We start from the raw sequence: 15,743 nt of genomic DNA on the forward strand, positions 1-15,743 counted from the left end.
CTGCCACGCTGTGCACGCCGCTTCCGTCCGCCCCGCCAGCAACCGGGCGCGGCCAAGCAGCGCCCATGCCGCCGAATAATCAGGATCAAGCGCGACCGCGCGCTCGAGGTGTACGATCGCGGCCGGGCCGTCGCCGCTCTTCAGGCAGGCGGCGCCAAGGGCGAAGCGGAGGATGTGGCTCTCGGCGCCAGCCGCGAGCCGCGCCGAGAGCCGCTCAGCGAGTCCCATCATCGGCTCAGGCCGGCAAGCGCGACGCGACCACATCCCAGTCGACGAGATGATCGACGAAGGCCTGGAGGTAATCGGCACGGCGGTTGCGATAGTCGACATAATAGGAATGCTCCCAGACATCGCAGCCGAGCAGCGGCGTCTGGTCATGGACCAGCGGGTTGATCGCGTTGGCTGATTTGGTGACGGCAAGACGCCCTTCCCGCGTCTGCACCAGCCAGACCCAGCCGGAACCGAACTGGGCAAGGCCCTGCTTCACGAACTCGGCCTTGAAGGCATCGATCGTTCCGAAGTCGCCCTTCAGCCGGGCTTCCAGCCTGCCGGGCATGCCGCCGGCATCGGGCCTTAGCGAGGGCCAGAAGAAATTGTGGTTCCAGTGCTGGCCGGCATTGTTGAAGATCGCCTCTGCGCCCGGTCTTTCGAAGGAGCCGCGAATGATCTCCTCAAGGCTCAAACCTTCGAAGGCCGAGCCCGGAACAAGCTCGTTGAGCTTGGTGACGTAAGCTTGATGGTGCTTGCCGTGATGCAGGTCCAGCGTCTCTGCCGACATGACGGGCGCCAACGCATCGAGGGCGTAAGGCAGGCTCGGAACCGTGAAGGGCATCGTCATCTCCAGCGCAGCTTGCAGCGGGTTGCTGCAAGCTCTATAAAACAAGTATTGACTTGGAATATTGGCGCTCCTGAAATATGTCAAGCTACGACTTGGAAAATGCATCATCACTGCCCCGTCCGCCGGCTGACCGGCTGCTGACCCTGCTGAAGACACGCGGCGCACAGACCGCGGCTGATCTGGGAAGGGCGCTTGGCACCACGGGCGAGAACGCGCGGCAGCAACTCGCGAAGCTCGCGACCGAAGCCCTTGTCGAAACCGAGACCGTGTCCCGAGGTGTCGGCCGCCCAACCCAGTTCTGGCGTTTGACCGACAAGGGTCAGGCGCGCTTCCCCGACAGCCATGCGGAGCTCACGGTCAGCCTGTTGCGGTCCGTGCGCGAACTCCTGGGGGCAGACGCGCTCGACCGTTTGATCAACGCCCGCGAAACCGAGATGCGAACCGCCTATCAGGCAGCCATGGCGGGCGCCGAAGGGCTGGAGGCCCGCATTGCGGCGCTCACCGAGATCCGGAGCCGCGAAGGCTATATGGCCGAATGGCAGCGATCGGACGATGGCTGGCTTCTGATCGAGAACCACTGTCCGATCTGCGCCGCGGCGTCGATTTGCCAGGGGTTTTGCCGCGCCGAACTCGCGATCTTCAGAGACGCGCTCGGACCGGGCTGTTCGGTCGAACGAGAGGAACACATCCTTCATGGCGCGCGGCGCTGCGCTTACCGCATTCGACCTTCAACATAGCGGGTGCAGCGGCCAGCGCCCCAGAATCTCGTATCGGCCTTGTCCCTGGAAACTCTCGATCAGGACAAAGTCGCGGGCAACCCAGCCGATCGGCCGCTCGAGCCCCATGGGAGGTACGAGTTCGCGGTCGTATAATATGGTCACATGGGGCGTCGAACCTGCCTGACCACCCGGTTTCAGCCCGACCCTCTTGAGCGCTCGATCGATGTTGCGGCGCAGTGTCGAAAGCGCGGCGAGATCCTCCCCGCAGCACAGGACAAGGGCGTGAGGTTCACCGCCGCTGAAACTGAGGAACCGGTCAAGGCTCACGGCGAACTGATGGGCCTCGACCATTCGGCCGGCTTCCAGCGCTGCGGCGATGATTTCCCTCGGCAATTCGATGAAATTGCMGACCTTGTTGAGCGAGACATGGAGCAGGCTCGGCGGGCGCAGCCGACCGTGCAGCTTGAACTCGGCGCGAAGGTCGCCGGCGAGATGGGAAATGTAGCTCGCTGTGTCCGGCTCCGGCAGGAGCGCGAAGAAGATTGCGACGCTTTCGCGATTGCCTGCCCGCGGGGGGCCGCGAAGGTTCTGCGGAAGACTGAGATCCGGAAACGACAGATCACACGCGTCGACAGGTGTCATCTCGCACCTCGCTCTCGACCTGTCCGGCAAGACGCCCGACCGCTACCGCAGCACGAAATCCGATACGCTTGTCCTGCTGCCCGCTAGCCAGGCCCTCCAATCGCAGCGCGACCGACCTCAGCGCCCGATGCTCGCCGGAGGGGGACCAGGGCGCGCACTCGACCAAGAGATTTTGGAGCTTTCAAGGCAATCGTGATCCGGGCTTCGCCTCGTTCAGCGCCTCGCTGTGGTCTGCGAGCTCGCGCGCCAGTCCAGGCCTCAGGATCTGCGCGAGACGGGCTTGGGCCTGACGCCAGACCGGCAGGGCCTCCTGTAACCGCCGTACGCCGGCTTCGGTCAGCCACACTGCACGACGCCGCAAGTCTGCCTCCACCACCGCGATCTCGATCAGCCCCTCGCGTTCCAGCGTACGCAGATTGCGCGACAGCGTGGATTGCTCGAGCCCGGTCCGCTGAGCGAGTGCGCCGAGCGTATCGTCGCCGATGGTCGCGATCTGCGCCATCAGCCCGGCTTGCGCCGCGGTAAGGCCAAGGGCCGCCATGTCCCGATCGATGAACAGCGAAATGCGTCGCGCCGCCAGCCGGGCATTCCAGGCCGGGCAAGCGTCGACCAGGGCGCGAGCCTCGCGTCGCAGGCTGCCTTGCGATTGCTTCCCAGCTCTCATGGTTATATGCATCTACAATACATGTAGATGCATGGAAATGGGCGTCGCGCGATCCGGGCGCCTCGTTCCCCACGTGGCAGACGTCCAATGGCCTCATTCGTCCTGAAGCGCGTCTACGACCACCGGGCCGCCAATGACGGCAAGCGCATCCTGGTCGACCGGCTTTGGCCGCGCGGCATCTCCAGGGACAAGGCGCATATCGACCTCTGGCTCAAGGAGATCGCGCCGAGCAATGCCCTGCGGAAGCAGTTTCACGGCAAGCCGGATGATTGGGATGCGTTCCGCGCGGCCTATGCGGACGAATTGACGAGCGAAGCGGCGCAAGCGGCCACCAGGGAGCTTTTCCGGCATCTGCGCGAAGGTCCGGTGACCCTGCTCTACGCGGCGCGTGACGAAGAGCGGAACAATGCGGTTGCGCTCAAGATCTGGCTCGAACAGCAGGGCGCCTGAGATGAACCACCCGGACCGAACCATCCTGGACCTCGTCGGCAACACCACCCTCCTCGCGCTGCGGCGGATCGCACCGGCAAACGGCGCCCGGATCCTGCTGAAGCTGGAAAGCGAAAACCCGACGGAGAGCATGAAGGACCGCATGGCGCTGGCGATGGTCGAGGCCGCCGAAGCGGACGGCCGCCTGAAGCCGGGAGGTTCCGTCGTCGAATATACCGGCGGAAGCACGGGCGTCTCCCTCTCGCTGGTCTGTGCCGTGAAGGGTTACCCGCTGCATATCGTGACCTCGGACGCGTTCGCGCGAGAGAAGCTCGAGCATATGAAACTGCTGGGCGCCCAGCTTCAGATCATTCCCAGTGAGAGCGGCCGCATGACCGAGAAGCTCACCCGCGACATGATCGAAGCCGCACGGGTCCTTGCCGCCGAGACCGGCAGTTTCTGGACCGACCAGATGAAGAACCGCGACCAGATGGCGGCCTATCACCGGATGGCTGACGAAGTCTGGGCGCAGACGAAGGGAAGGATCGACGGCTTCGTCCAGAGCGTCGGCACCGCCGCCTCGCTCCGCGGAACCGGCGAGGCGCTGCGCCGGCACAATGCCGCGATCGCAATTGCGGCCGTGGAGCCCGCCGAATCCCCGGTGCTGTCGGGCGGCGCGACCGGAGCCCACAAGATCGACGGGATCGGCGCCGGCTATGTCATGCCGCTCTGGGAGAAGGACATCGCCGACCGGATTGATCTGGTTTCGACCGAGGAGGCTGCCACCATGGCCCGCCGCCTCGCCCGAGAGGAAGGCCTCTTCGCGGGAACGTCGACGGGAGCCAATGTCGTCGCAGCGCTACGCCTCGCCGAGCAGTTCGGCCCCGGCGCGACCATCGTCACCGTGATGTGCGATACCGGTATGAAATATCTCAGCAAGCACTGAGGCGCTGCCGGCCGACGCACGACACTCCGTTCTTGTCCGGTGGGGATGGAATGGGCGCCGAAAGCGCCTTGAAGTCATCGCGACGCCCTATGCCCTGCATTTCAGGCCATGAGCCTGGGCAGCGCCGATGCCAGCGCATCGACGGCGAGACGTACCTTGCGCGGCAGGTGAGGCGTCTGCAGCCATAGCGCGTAGTTGTCGAACACATATCCCGGCTCATTCAGCAACAACGGCACAAGCTTGCCTGCCTGAATGCGCTCCTGAATCAGCCAAGATGGCAGCCAGGCAAGGCCCAGGCCGGAAGCTGYGGCATCGGCCACGGCATCAAGGTCGTCGAGCCGCAACCGGCCGACCGGCGCAACCTCCACCGGTGGCTGGCCCTCGCGCGCGAACAGCCACGGATGGATCCAGCCCGGCCGGCTGTAGATGATGGCGTGATGCCGGCCGATCTCCTCGATCTGCCCGGGCCGGCCGTGTGTCTCGAGATAGGACGGCGACGCGCAGACGAGCATCCGGTGACGCGCGATGCGTCGCGCGATCACGCCTGTCTTGTTCGCTAGCTCGCCTGTCCGGATGGCGAGATCGTAGTTCCCTTCGGCAAGATCGACGATGCGGTCGCTGAACGACAGATCAAGTTCCAGCGCGGGATGGCGCCGCGCAAGCTCCAGCAGGATGGGCGCAACGCAGCATCGGCCGAGGAGCGCAGGCATGGTGACACGCAGCTTTCCGCGCGGTTCTGAAAGCTGGTCGGCAGCGAGCGCATCTGCAGCCTCGGCTTCGGCCAGAACGACGCGGCAGCGATCGTAATAGGTGCGCCCGAAATCCGTCAGGCTCTGGCGGCGCGTGGTGCGGTTGATGAGGCTCACGCCCAGCCGCTCTTCCAGGAAGCGGACATGCTTGCCGACCATCGGCCCCGACAGATCGAGAGCCTCGGCGGCAGCCGCGAACGAGCCTAGGTCAACGGCTTTGACGAACACGGTCATGCTCGTAAGGCGATCCATCTTTCAGAACCCATAGTTTCGACTGATCTTCCGATTCGGCCATTTATCCGCGGCGCAGCCCGGACGCATAGCTTATTCCGTTCAAATAATTTGGAGTTACAGCCTATGGCACGCGTCGTTCGCTTTCATGAGCATGGTGGTCCCGAGGTCTTGCGCATCGAAACCGTGACGGTTCCGGCTCCCGGCCGAGGCGAGGTGCAGATCCGGGTCAAGGCGCTCGGGCTGAACCGCGCCGAGGCGTYGCTGCGCGCCGGCACTTATATCGAGACACCGACTTTGCCGTCCGGTCTCGGCCTTGAGGCAGCAGGCATCGTTGAAGCCGCCGGCGACGATGTGGAAGGGTTGGTACTTGGCGACGCCGTCAGCGTGGTGCCACCCGTGTCGATGGTGCGCTGGCCCGCCTATGGCGAGCTTGCCACGTTTCCAGCCGAACTCGTCGTGAAGCATCCGCCATCGCTCAGTTTCGAAGCGGCTGCCGCCTTCTGGATGCAGTACCTCACCGCCTATGGGGCGCTTATCGACATCGCCAAGCTCCGCAGGGAGGACTTTGTCGTCATCACGGCTGCATCAAGCAGCGTTGGACTTGCCGCGCTCCAGATTGCCAAGATGGTGGGCGCGACCACGATCGCGGTCACGCGCACCTCAGGCAAAAAGCAGGCCCTGCTCGCCTTTGGCGCGCCCCATGTCGTCGCTTCAGCCGAGGAAGATCTGGAAGCGCGGCTGTCGGACATCGCTGGCCGGAATGGTGTACGCGTCGTGCTACCATCGACAGGATCTTTCCGTTCGACCAGATCGTCGAGGCGCACCGGTTCCTGGAGTCGAACGAACAATTCGGCAAGATCGTCGTGACGATCTGATCGCTCGTGCGTTCTCCCGCCGGAGGCGCGGCGACTCCAAGGACCGGACTTCGCCGCGAAGTCTATTCGCATCGAGCGATCGAATGAATTTCAGGCTATATTTATCCGCTGTGAGGCACAGTATCGAAATGTAATATCCTACGAACGACTTCACCCTTTTCCATCAGAGCAATTCTTCATAGAATTTCATACCACTGGCCCAGGCGGCCAATTTACCCTAGTGGATGCCACCCGGCGTGCTCGTTTGAAATTTTTTGCTTGGATGTCGAAATCCGGGATTGGGCAGCGTTCTTGGGGCATCGAAACCAAGCTGAATGGCCCAACCCTGATGATTTTTCCGATTACCTCGATCTATGCGATCCCCCTGGCCGTGATCTTTCTGGTCCTGTGGATCGGCGTCACCAAAACCCGCTCGGCATTGAGCGTCTCCATCGGAGATGCAGGCAATGCCAATCTGCACGAACGCATCCGCCGGCATGGCAATTTCGTCGAATGGGTGCCGATGATCCTCATCTTGATGGTGCTGGCCGAGGGCCAGGGCGCCGGCCCGCTCTGGCTCCATGCCGCCGGGCTGCTGGTCGTCATCGGGCGGATTTTGCACCCCATCGGACTGCGCGCCAATGCCCCCACCCATCCCCTGCGGATCGCGGGTAACTCCGCCTGCATCCTTGCGACACTGACGCTGACCGCGGCCCTCGCCCTCGCGGCGCTTGGCTCTCGCCCCTGACACCTCCCCGAACCTGCCCAACACCGGAGACCTGACATGCAGTACATGGCGCTGATCTATAGTGACCCGTCCCTCGAGCCAGCCTATGGCACGCCTGAATTCGAGGTGATGATGAAGGGGTATTTCGACTTCAACGAAACCCTGAAGGCGGCGGGCGCTTATGTGGCGGGCGAAGGCCTGAAGGATGTCGAGACCGCCACGAGTCTGAGGATTCGCGGAGGCAAGGTGGAGACGATGGATGGCCCCTTTGCCGAGACCAAGGAACGCCTCGGCGGGTACTATATTTTCGAGGTTCCCGACCTGGATGCCGCCCTGCACTTCGCAGCGATGATCCCGTCGGCGGCCTATGGGACGATCGAAGTGCGGCCCGTGATGGACTACGACGCCTGATGTCGGAGGCCGCCCCCGATCCCCGATCGGTTTCCTGCGCCATCGAGAATATGGTGCGGATGGATCGGGGGCGGCTTCTGTCTGCGCTGATTGTTCAGCTGAAGAATTTTCAGCTTGCCGAKGACGCGCTGCAGGACGCCCTGGCCTCGGCGGTGGTGCATTGGGGAAGGACGGGGCTGCCTGCCTCGCCTCAGGGCTGGCTCTTGAAGGTCGCGCTGCGCAAGGCGATCGATCGCTTGCGCAAGTCGGCCCGTGAGGACCGCAAGGCTGGCGAGATCGCCCGGCTTTCCCTAGCCGAAGCAGCCGAGACGACGACCGAGGATATTGCCGACGAACGCCTGCGGCTGATCTTCACCTGCTGCCATCCGGCGCTGGAGCCCAAGACCCGGGTCGCACTGACGCTTCGCACCCTGGGCGGATTGAGCACGGCCGACGTTGCCGCTGCTTTCCTCGACAACGAAACCACCATGGGCCAGCGCCTCTCGCGGGCACGGGCAAAGATACTCGCCGCCGGCATTCCCTATGCCGTACCCGGACCGGAAGCCTGGGCAGAGCGGCTGCAATCCGTCCTGACCGTCGTCTATCTCATTTTCAACCAGGCCTATTCGGGCACGGACGAATCTCACGCCAGTCCTTTGGGTGAAGAGGCCATCTATCTTGCGCGCATGTTGAATGGCCTGCGTCCGGACCAGGCCGAAATCGAGGGACTGCTGGCGCTGATGCTGATCACCGAAGCCCGCCGCGCGGCACGGCTCGATGCCGGCGGAACCAGCGTCCCACTTGCAGTGCAGGACCGTAGGCTTTGGGATGGCGCCCGGATTGCCGAAGGGCTGGCCTTGCTCGATCGTGCAGTGGCGCGACGCGCGCCGGGGGCCTTTCAGATCAAGGCGGCGATTGCCGCCTTGCATGTCCAGGCGGAGCCGCCCGACTGGCCGCAGATCGTCCTGCTCTATGATAGCCTGTTGCGGATCGAACCGACGCCGGTCGTCCGGTTGAACCGCGCCGTGGCATTGGCGGAAGCTGGCGCACTCCAAGCAGGCTTGCACGCTCTTGAGTTGCTTGCCTCAGCGCTCTCGGCCTATCAGCCGTTTCATGCGGCACGTGCCGAATTGCTGTCCCGCTCGGGCCCGACCGACGCCGCGCTTGCGGCCTTTGATCGCGCCATCGGCCTTGCGTCCAGTCCATCGGACGCGGTCTTTCTCAGGTGCCGCCGGGATCAGGTCGCCCGGCACGCGGCAGAGACATCTTAGGGACCGCACTGGCGGTCAATCTGATCCCAAATCCGGCGGTGAAGGAGCCCCTCAGGAGTTGGTCAAAGCCATGGCCTCGACAATCTGAGGAGCGCTATCGGCGATCAAAGGTCGTTGTCGCATGCACATACTCGCATACCCGCGAGCGGTGGGTGCTGGCCTGCTGCCGCCGCTCGCCCTCACTCCACTCGATTGTTTGAACAACGAATAACCAATGGACATTTCTCGCAAATCTAATCTGTAACCGCAAAAACTCCGACATCAGGACTGTCAAAAAGTTGGGGTCCTGATTTCAAAGGCAAGATCACCGGACCGTTGCCGAACCCGTCTCAGTATTCTTGAGAAGCCTGCCGGCGTCTGACTGCAGCCTCAACCATCAAGCAACGCTCCCCCTTTCCTTCGGGCCAGCCTGGGGAGCMGCTTGCAACAGGATGATCAGAAGCGGGACAATGACGACCATTCCGGCGGCCAGCATCACTCCGGATACGCCGGATACAGTCAATATCCGGGCGCCGAGGATGGCTCCGAAGCCGATCGCCGAATTGATGACCGCCGAGTCTATCGCGGCAGCGGACATGACTGTCGAACCGGCCGCGCGCAGGATCCAGGTCTGCAGGCCCGCGAACAGCGCCGCGATGGCGGCGCCCCAGATGACGAGCAAGACGAAGACTCCACCTGTTCCTAGCTGAGGACCGAACCATCCAAGGCCAACAAGCGCCAGGCACAAGGCAAAAAGCCCTGCAGTGATGATGGACTTCATGAAGCGGTCGATGAGAAAGCCGGTCAGGATGTTCCCAATGAATCCTGCTCCCCCAAAGCCGAACAGCAACACACCGATCATGACCTGGGGAAGATCCGAAATCTCTCCGAGGAATGGTTCGATGAAAGTGTACGCTGCGAAATTCGCCGCCGCCATGARTGCCGTTACAGCATAGATCCCCAGCAGGTCATGTCTGCGGAACACCGATCCAAGCTCTCTCCATCCTGCCGGCGATCCGGGCTGCATTTTGGGAAGAACTGCGATCATCAGGACCGAGGTAAGCAGCCCGACTGCGCCAATTAGACCAAACGCTGCACGCCATCCACTCGCCTGACCGACGAGGTTCGCGAGCGGCACGCCGACAACGGTCGCCATCGAGATCCCGCCGAATATGATTGCGGTTGCAACACCCATACGGTGGGACGGTGCAATCTGTGACGCGACCGCAGCCGCCATGGCCCAGAAGAAACCGAGAACGACAGCGCCCACCGCGCGTGCCAGCAACAACCCGTCGAAGCTGTGGGAAATCATCGCCGCAAGATTGGTCGCGGAAAGAATGAGCATCAAGACGATGAGCAATGGCTTGCGAGGAAACTTCTGGAGCAGAACGACCGACAACAGGCCGCTCGCGGCGCCGATCCAGGCATAGAGCGTCACCGTGAGCCCGACCGCGGCCTGATCTCGTCCCAGATCAAGGGCGATCTGGGACAGCAGCCCGATCGGCGCGAACTCGGTCGTGACCATTGTGAACGAGGCGATGCCGAGCACGATTACCGCAAGCCAGATGCGGAGCGGAGAATCCGTATCTTCAGGTCTCATTGTAGGAGACCGCTTGCAAGGCCCAGTGGACTCCTGCCCTTGATGACCTTCCGGTTCGTTTTACGCCTGTCCTCATCGACGAACGCGGCCCTGAGGCCGTTGTCTGCCAGGGTCAATTGCTCCTCTGCGGTCCGGCCCAATCCCTCGGCCGAGGGGATGAGATTTTCGCTTACGTGACCTCTAAAATACGTTGGATCACCGGAGTTGACCGGAACGCAGATGCCGGCATGGAAGAGCCGGCGCAGATTGTGATGTTCGAGGCCGGGAAAGACCCTCAGCGCGACATTCGAGCGGGTCTGAATCACTCCCACTCGATCGTACCGGGCGGCTTCGACGTCACGTCGTAGACGACCCGGTTGATGCCCTTGACCTCGTTGATGATACGAGTCGCGGTGCGGCCGAGGAAGGCCATGTCGTAGGGATAGAAATCGGCCGTCATGCCGTCCACCGAGGTGACGGCACGCAACGCGCAGACATGGTCGTAGGTTCGGTGGTCACCCATCACGCCGACGGTGCGCACCGGCAGCAGCACGGCAAAAGCCTGCCAGATCACGTCGTAGAGACCGGCCTTGCGGATCTCCTCGAGGTAGATCGCGTCGGCCTTGCGCAGGATGTCGAGCTTTTCCTTGGTGATCTCGCCGGGGCAGCGAATGGCGAGGCCCGGCCCCGGGAAGGGATGGCGGCCGACGAAGGCCTCGGGCAGGCCAAGCTCCCGGCCCAGCACGCGGACCTCGTCCTTGAACAGCTCGCGCAGCGGCTCGACGAGCTTCATCTTCATGCGCTCGGGCAATCCGCCGACATTGTGGTGCGACTTGATCGTCACCGAGGGCCCGCCGGAGAAGGAGACGCTCTCGATCACGTCGGGATAGAGCGTGCCCTGCGCCAGGAAATCGGCACCGCCGAGCTTGCGCGCTTCCTCGTCGAAGACCTCGATGAAGAGGCGGCCGATGGTCTTGCGCTTGGCCTCCGGATCGGAGCCGCATTTGGCGAGCTCGGCGAGGAAGAGTTCCTCAGCCTCCACATGCACGAGCGGGATATTGTAGCTGTCGCGGAACAGGCGCACGACCTCTTCCGCCTCGTTCATCCGCATCAGGCCGTGATCGACGAAGACGCAGGTGAGCTGGTCACCGATGGCCTCGTGGATCAGCACGGCGGCAACGGCGGAATCGACGCCGCCGGAAAGCCCGCAGATCACCCTGCCCTTGCCGACCTGCGCACGGATCTTGGCGATGGTCTCGGAGCGATAGGCGGACATGCTCCAATCCGGGACGCAGCCGCAGATATCGACGACGAAGTTGCGCAGCAGCTTGGCGCCGTCCGGCGTATGCACCACCTCCGGATGGAACATGGTCGAATAGAAACGCCGCTCCTCGTCGCTCGCCACCGCAAAGGGCGCGTTCTCCGAGGTCGCCTTGACCGAAAAACCAGCCGGCAACTGCGTGACGCGGTCGCCATGGCTCATCCACACCGGAAAGCGGCCGCCCTGGTTCCAGACCTCCCTGAACAGTGCCGAGGGCGCGACGATCTCGACATCGGCGCGGCCGAACTCGGCCGCATGCCCGCCCTCGACCTTGCCGCCGAGCTGATGCGCCATGGTCTGCTGACCATAGCAGATGCCGAGAAGCGGCAGGCCCGCCGAGAAGACTTCCTGGGGCGCACGCGGCGAATTTTCATCCGGCACCGAGGCCGGCCCGCCGGAAAAGATGACACCCTTCGGCTTCATCCGCTGAAAGGCCTCGGAGGCCGACTGGAACGGCGCGATCTCGCAATAGACGCCGATCTCGCGTACGCGACGCGCGATCAGCTGCGTGACCTGGCTACCGAAATCGATGATGAGGATGGAGTCGTGGGGCTTGCTCGTCATCGCGCCCGGTTACGCCATCACGCGCGCAGGCGCAACGGCGCAAGCGCGCCTCAGGCCTCGCGCCTGACGCAAGCCAGATAGAATCCGTCCGTCCCGGTGCGCTGCGGCGACAATTGCAGGCCAAGCGCGGTCGAGAACCGCGCGAGCAAAGCAAAGTCGCCTTCCCTCGACGACAGGATCTCCTGGCTCGGCACGAGGGTGAAGCCGGGGTGGCGCTGCAGGAACCCTGAAACGGCCCCGTCATTCTCATCCGGAAGCACCGAGCAGGTGACATAGGCAATACGACCGCCGGGTTTCACCAGGCGGGCTGCGCGCGCCAGCACCTCGGCCTGGTCCTTGATCCGCTCGGCGAGCGCGCCCGGTCTGACGCGCCATTTTGCGTCGGGATTACGCCGCCAGGTGCCGGAACCGGTGCAGGGCGCATCGACCAGGACGAGATCGGCCTCGCCAATGACTTCGCTGAGGGATTCATGGCCGCGGCTGCGCGGGACGCGGATCTGGACGATACTGGCGCCCGAGCGCGCCAGACGCTCATGCAGTGGCGCCAGACGACGGCTATCGAGATCGGTCGCGAACAGGCGACCCTGATTCTGCATCTGGGCAGCGAGAGCCAACGTCTTGCCTCCGGCGCCGGCGCAGAGGTCGACCACGGTCTCGCCGTGCTTGGCGCCGGCCAGTAGCGAGACGAGCTGCGAGCCCTCGTCCTGGATCTCGAAGGCGCCCTCGAAGAAGCTCGGCTCGCTCTGCAGCGAAGGGCCGCGCCCATCCGCCCCCGGCAGGAAGCGGATCGCATCAGGGGACCATGCCCCCGCCTCCGCTCCAAGATGAGCGAGTTCCGCCAACACTTTGGCCTGATTCGACTTAAGGCGATTGACGCGGATATCGATCGGCGCACGATCGGCCAGTGCGGCGCCTTCCGACACGGCCTGCTCGCCAAAGCTCGCTGAGAAAGCAGGCCAAAGCCACTCAGGCACATCGGCGCGGACCCAGCCCGGTGCGTCGTCGAGATCGAAGGTGATCAGCCGGGTCGCCTCCTCGCGCGTCAGCGGCGCGGGCGCGTGGTTCTCGCCCGAGCACAGTTCGGCGATCTCTTCCATCCGGAGTTCGCGCAGGCCGGCGAGCATGCCGAGAACCATCGCGCGCGAGGTCTCCTCGCCCATGGCGAAGGCCGAGGAGGAGCGGCGGCGGAGCGCGTCATAGACCAGGGTCGCAATTGCGGCACGATCCTTCGACCCGGCAAAGCGCCGCGACAGACCCCAATCCTTCAGGGCGTCGGATGCCGGCCGGCGACGCTGTATGATATCGTCCAGCACCTCGATGGCGGCGCTGATGCGGGCGGCAGGGGTCATTGCGTCGTTCCGTCTGGTGCCGGCGTGTGCGGCATAATCTCGGCGCTGTGGTGTCATATAGACGAGGCAGGGGCAACAACGTCTCGACCGGATACTTGAGGCGAAGGCATGTCCCGGACATTCCGTCCCGGTTGAGCAGACGTTCTGCTCCGCCGCTCACGGGCGCTCATGACCTGGCCACCACTCCGGCCGATCTTGCGGCACTCTCCCCGAATGCCGCAATCCGCATGGCGAGCCGGGCTTCCCGGGCTTACGGTCCTCATCGCAGGATGATCCGGCAACCGAGGCTGGTTGCGCTTGCTGCGTCCAGCTTGAAAATCGACGTATTACCATGTGAAGCCGTCTGCTTGACGAAGCGTCGTCGTCAGCGGCACACCGGGGGCGATCGCTCCGATCAAGTGGAAACCACGCCATGCAGCGCTTTTGCCGAATCACGCTTGCCGGTCTTCTTGCCCTGGCCCTCACGGCCTGCGCCACAACACCGCCGCCAGACCTGACGCCGCCCCCGCAGAAGCGCCTCGACGCCAAGACGACGCTCGAAAACAAGCGCTGAGCCCGCAGCCGATCACAAGCGTCGCTCTGGCTTGGCCGGGCGACGCTTCTGCCGGGCCTCTCGATCGTCGTCCGTCAGGACGCGCCACGATACAGACCGGACGGGCAGCGCCCCCGCGCCTCGCCACAAAGTTGTCCTTGCGGCACAAGACCACTTCACGGAGCTGTCATATCGTCTGATCATGGTCGCGCGCTCTTGCCGCGATCAGGGAACAGATCCGATGAAACAGACGCTACTTTCGGCCACGATGCTGGCCGCCCTTGCCTGCGGCGGCGTTGCTGCCACATCGCCCGCCTTCGCCCAACCCGTGCCGACYCTCGATGGGAAGAAGCCCCTCATCGTCGGTCACCGCGGCGCCAGCGGCCACAGGCCCGAGCACACGCTCGAATCCTACAAGCTGGCGATCGAACAGGGCGCCGATTTCATCGAGCCGGATCTTGTCGCGACCAAGGACGGCGTACTCGTCGCACGGCACGAGCCGATGCTGAGCGGCACCACGGACGTTTCGGAGCGACCGGAATTCGCTGCTCGCAAGACTGTCAGGAAGGTCGACGGTGTCGACACCAATGACTGGTTCGCCGGGRATTTCACCCTCGCGGAGATCAAGACSCTGCGYGCCAAGCAGGCSWTSSCCGATCGCGACCAGTCGCATAATGGCAAGTTCCCGATCCCGACGCTGCAGGAGATCATCGATCTCGCCAAGGCCGAAAGCACCCGGACCGGCCGCACCATCGGCATCTATCCCGAGACCAAGCACCCGATCTTTCATGCCGCGATCGGGCTGCCGCTCGAGGACCGCCTGCTCGATCAGTTGAAGGCGGCCGGCTGGACCGAAAAGTCCTCGCCCGTGATCATCCAGAGCTTCGAGACGGCCAATCTCAAATATCTGCGCGGCAAGACGCAACTGCGCCTCGTCCAGCTCGTCGATGCCGATGACGTCGACAAGGATGGCGGCATCGTGCTGGCCGCGCCCTTCGACAAGCCCTACGATTTCGTCGTCACCGGCGACAAGCGCACCTTCAAGGACCTGGTCACGGCCGACGGGCTGAAGGAGATCAAGACCTATGCCGACGGCGTCGGACCGTGGAAGCCCTATATCCTCGCCGGCAAGCAGACGATCGGCGAGGACGGCAAGCCGAAGGATCTGAACGGCGACGGCAAGATCGACGAGCAGGATCGGGTGCTGATCGCGCCGACCAATGTCGTCAAKGACGCGCATGCGGCCGGACTCTTCGTCCATACCTGGACGTTCCGCAGCGAGCCGAAGCGGCTAACCTCGAATTTCAAGAGCGATCCCGCTGCCGAGTACAAGGCCTTCTTCGATCTCGGCATCGACGGGCTGTTCTCGGACTTCCCCGATGCCGCCGTGAAGGCCCGCGACGCCAAATAAGCCAGCCCCAACGATCAGCAGCCCGCCCCGGATCACCAGGGCGGGCTTTCTCTTGCACATTTCAGCGGGAGATCAATCGCAGACCCGCGTCGTACGCCTGATCTCGCCACGCGGCGTTTCCTCGATGGTCCTCACGGTGCGGCAATCGCCGCGCCAGCTGCTGCGCTCCCAGCGGGCGCGATCGCGCATGCGCTCTTCGCGGCGGATTTCGCGGTCGATGGCGCGCTCGCGCGGCGAGCGTGGATCGACCGAGACGCCGCCCGGTCCAATGTTGATCGACTGGGCATAGGCGCCGCTCGTCGCAAGCAGGACAGCAGTCATCGTCGGAATGATGAATCTCATGATGCGTTCCTCCATTCTGCAGGCAAGAACGGGGTACATCCCGAATTGTTCCGGAATTTGATCGCGCCGATAGTGGAGAGATACGGGGGGCTATCTCTATCTATGCCTGTTGGATCAATCGCCATGGCAGCGTCCACTATGGCAGACGACGCTCGGTCCTCGCTCTAACCTTGACGCAGTTGCGGCGCGCCGAGGGTTCGGCG

Annotated in this window: 18 protein-coding genes and 1 pseudogene; 9 read left to right on the forward strand and 10 right to left on the reverse strand. The window is 63.8% G+C overall.

Annotation, left to right across the window (positions count from 1 at the left end; genetic code table 11):
* On the reverse strand, nt 1-228 hold a 228-nt coding region (locus AC1DJT_RS29375), incomplete at its 3' end, for a tetratricopeptide repeat protein (RefSeq protein ID WP_476835426.1).
* Nucleotides 229-235: 7 nt separating this feature from the next.
* Nucleotides 236-832, reverse strand: coding sequence for a superoxide dismutase (locus AC1DJT_RS29380; protein ID WP_476769061.1), 597 nt, complete (start codon nt 830-832; stop codon nt 236-238).
* Nucleotides 833-915: 83 nt separating this feature from the next.
* Here AC1DJT_RS29380 and AC1DJT_RS29385 point away from each other — a divergent pair, with 83 nt between their 5' ends.
* On the forward strand, nt 916-1,575 hold the full coding sequence (locus AC1DJT_RS29385) for a helix-turn-helix transcriptional regulator (RefSeq protein WP_441491897.1): 660 nt from the start codon (nt 916-918) through the stop codon (nt 1,573-1,575).
* Here the strand turns inward: AC1DJT_RS29385 and AC1DJT_RS29390 are convergent.
* Together AC1DJT_RS29390 and AC1DJT_RS29395 are read right to left on the reverse strand one after the other, a co-directional pair.
* Complete coding sequence (locus AC1DJT_RS29390; protein WP_476835427.1) at nt 1,567-2,199, reverse strand: 2'-5' RNA ligase family protein; 633 nt, start codon at nt 2,197-2,199, stop codon at nt 1,567-1,569. The genes AC1DJT_RS29385 and AC1DJT_RS29390 overlap by 9 nt on opposite strands.
* Nucleotides 2,200-2,380: 181 nt before the next feature.
* Nucleotides 2,381-2,863: a MarR family winged helix-turn-helix transcriptional regulator gene (locus AC1DJT_RS29395; RefSeq protein ID WP_441491899.1), complete on the reverse strand. Its 483-nt coding sequence runs from the start codon at nt 2,861-2,863 to the stop codon at nt 2,381-2,383.
* A gap of 87 nt (nt 2,864-2,950) precedes the next feature.
* On the opposite strand from AC1DJT_RS29395, the gene AC1DJT_RS29400 reads away from it, so the two are divergent.
* Nucleotides 2,951-3,313 (forward strand): DUF488 domain-containing protein, encoded by a 363-nt coding sequence (locus AC1DJT_RS29400; protein WP_441491900.1) that lies wholly within the window; start codon nt 2,951-2,953, stop codon nt 3,311-3,313.
* Nucleotide 3,314: 1 nt separating this feature from the next.
* On the forward strand, nt 3,315-4,238 hold the full coding sequence (locus AC1DJT_RS29405) for a PLP-dependent cysteine synthase family protein (RefSeq protein WP_476769062.1): 924 nt from the start codon (nt 3,315-3,317) through the stop codon (nt 4,236-4,238).
* A gap of 101 nt (nt 4,239-4,339) precedes the next feature.
* On the opposite strand, the gene AC1DJT_RS29410 is transcribed toward AC1DJT_RS29405, so the two are convergent.
* On the reverse strand, nt 4,340-5,239 hold the full coding sequence (locus AC1DJT_RS29410) for a LysR family transcriptional regulator (RefSeq protein WP_476835428.1): 900 nt from the start codon (nt 5,237-5,239) through the stop codon (nt 4,340-4,342).
* Between the two features lie 105 nt (nt 5,240-5,344).
* On the opposite strand from AC1DJT_RS29410, the pseudogene AC1DJT_RS29415 reads away from it, so the two are divergent.
* The 4 genes and pseudogenes from AC1DJT_RS29415 to AC1DJT_RS29430 all read left to right on the forward strand — a co-directional run bounded on the left by AC1DJT_RS29415 (nt 5,345) and on the right by AC1DJT_RS29430 (nt 8,463).
* Nucleotides 5,345-6,096 (forward strand): annotated as a pseudogene (locus tag AC1DJT_RS29415) (zinc-dependent alcohol dehydrogenase family protein).
* Between the two features lie 220 nt (nt 6,097-6,316).
* A complete protein-coding gene (locus AC1DJT_RS29420) occupies nt 6,317-6,823 on the forward strand; it encodes an MAPEG family protein (protein WP_476769065.1) in 507 nt (168 codons plus the stop codon).
* Between the two features lie 36 nt (nt 6,824-6,859).
* A complete protein-coding gene (locus AC1DJT_RS29425) occupies nt 6,860-7,213 on the forward strand; it encodes a YciI family protein (protein ID WP_476769066.1) in 354 nt (117 codons plus the stop codon).
* Nucleotides 7,213-8,463: an RNA polymerase sigma factor gene (locus AC1DJT_RS29430; RefSeq protein WP_476835429.1), complete on the forward strand. Its 1,251-nt coding sequence runs from the start codon at nt 7,213-7,215 to the stop codon at nt 8,461-8,463. The genes AC1DJT_RS29425 and AC1DJT_RS29430 overlap by 1 nt, the downstream gene beginning before the upstream one ends.
* A gap of 376 nt (nt 8,464-8,839) precedes the next feature.
* Here the strand turns inward: AC1DJT_RS29430 and AC1DJT_RS29435 are convergent, their stop codons facing one another.
* The 4 genes from AC1DJT_RS29435 to AC1DJT_RS29450 are packed head-to-tail and all read right to left on the reverse strand — an operon-like array spanning nt 8,840 to nt 13,255.
* Nucleotides 8,840-10,042 carry an MFS transporter gene (locus tag AC1DJT_RS29435; protein ID WP_476835430.1) on the reverse strand — a complete coding sequence of 401 codons (1,203 nt, stop codon included), beginning with the start codon at nt 10,040-10,042 and terminating at the stop codon, nt 8,840-8,842.
* On the reverse strand, nt 10,039-10,347 hold the full coding sequence (locus AC1DJT_RS29440; protein WP_476769069.1) for a hypothetical protein: 309 nt from the start codon (nt 10,345-10,347) through the stop codon (nt 10,039-10,041). The genes AC1DJT_RS29435 and AC1DJT_RS29440 overlap by 4 nt, the downstream gene beginning before the upstream one ends.
* Nucleotides 10,344-11,906 carry a glutamine-hydrolyzing GMP synthase gene (gene guaA / locus AC1DJT_RS29445; protein WP_441491912.1) on the reverse strand — a complete coding sequence of 521 codons (1,563 nt, stop codon included), beginning with the start codon at nt 11,904-11,906 and terminating at the stop codon, nt 10,344-10,346. Before guaA ends, AC1DJT_RS29440 begins: the two co-directional genes overlap by 4 nt.
* A gap of 50 nt (nt 11,907-11,956) precedes the next feature.
* Complete coding sequence (locus AC1DJT_RS29450) at nt 11,957-13,255, reverse strand: RsmB/NOP family class I SAM-dependent RNA methyltransferase (RefSeq protein ID WP_441505484.1); 1,299 nt, start codon at nt 13,253-13,255, stop codon at nt 11,957-11,959.
* Nucleotides 13,256-13,667: 412 nt separating this feature from the next.
* On the opposite strand from AC1DJT_RS29450, the gene AC1DJT_RS29455 reads away from it, so the two are divergent.
* Nucleotides 13,668-13,808 carry a hypothetical protein gene (locus tag AC1DJT_RS29455; protein WP_476769507.1) on the forward strand — a complete coding sequence of 47 codons (141 nt, stop codon included), beginning with the start codon at nt 13,668-13,670 and terminating at the stop codon, nt 13,806-13,808.
* A 220-nt stretch (nt 13,809-14,028) separates the two neighbouring features.
* Nucleotides 14,029-15,198, forward strand: a complete 1,170-nt coding sequence (locus AC1DJT_RS29460) for a glycerophosphodiester phosphodiesterase (RefSeq protein WP_476835431.1) — start codon at nt 14,029-14,031, stop codon at nt 15,196-15,198.
* A 72-nt stretch (nt 15,199-15,270) separates the two neighbouring features.
* On the opposite strand, the gene AC1DJT_RS29465 is transcribed toward AC1DJT_RS29460, so the two are convergent.
* Entirely contained in the window at nt 15,271-15,540 is a 270-nt protein-coding gene (locus AC1DJT_RS29465; RefSeq protein ID WP_162768527.1) for a hypothetical protein, read from the reverse strand.
* Between the last annotated feature and the right edge of the window lie 203 nt (nt 15,541-15,743).

Source organism: Allobosea sp. 05T422_2, from assembly GCF_056396265.1.

Bases quoted from the DNA above. Each gene is read 5' to 3' on its own strand.
- AC1DJT_RS29380 (WP_476769061.1), bottom strand. From the start codon at position 832: ATGCCCTTCACGGTTCCGAGCCTGCCTTACGCCCTCGATGCGTTGGCG.
- AC1DJT_RS29385 (WP_441491897.1), top strand. From the start codon at position 916: ATGTCAAGCTACGACTTGGAAAATGCATCATCACTGCCCCGTCCGCCG.
- AC1DJT_RS29395 (WP_441491899.1), bottom strand. From the start codon at position 2,863: ATGAGAGCTGGGAAGCAATCGCAAGGCAGCCTGCGACGCGAGGCTCGC.
- AC1DJT_RS29400 (WP_441491900.1), top strand. From the start codon at position 2,951: ATGGCCTCATTCGTCCTGAAGCGCGTCTACGACCACCGGGCCGCCAAT.
- AC1DJT_RS29405 (WP_476769062.1), top strand. From the start codon at position 3,315: ATGAACCACCCGGACCGAACCATCCTGGACCTCGTCGGCAACACCACC.
- AC1DJT_RS29425 (WP_476769066.1), top strand. From the start codon at position 6,860: ATGCAGTACATGGCGCTGATCTATAGTGACCCGTCCCTCGAGCCAGCC.
- guaA (WP_441491912.1), bottom strand. From the start codon at position 11,906: ATGACGAGCAAGCCCCACGACTCCATCCTCATCATCGATTTCGGTAGC.
- AC1DJT_RS29450 (WP_441505484.1), bottom strand. From the start codon at position 13,255: ATGACCCCTGCCGCCCGCATCAGCGCCGCCATCGAGGTGCTGGACGAT.
- AC1DJT_RS29455 (WP_476769507.1), top strand. From the start codon at position 13,668: ATGCAGCGCTTTTGCCGAATCACGCTTGCCGGTCTTCTTGCCCTGGCC.
- AC1DJT_RS29465 (WP_162768527.1), bottom strand. From the start codon at position 15,540: ATGAGATTCATCATTCCGACGATGACTGCTGTCCTGCTTGCGACGAGC.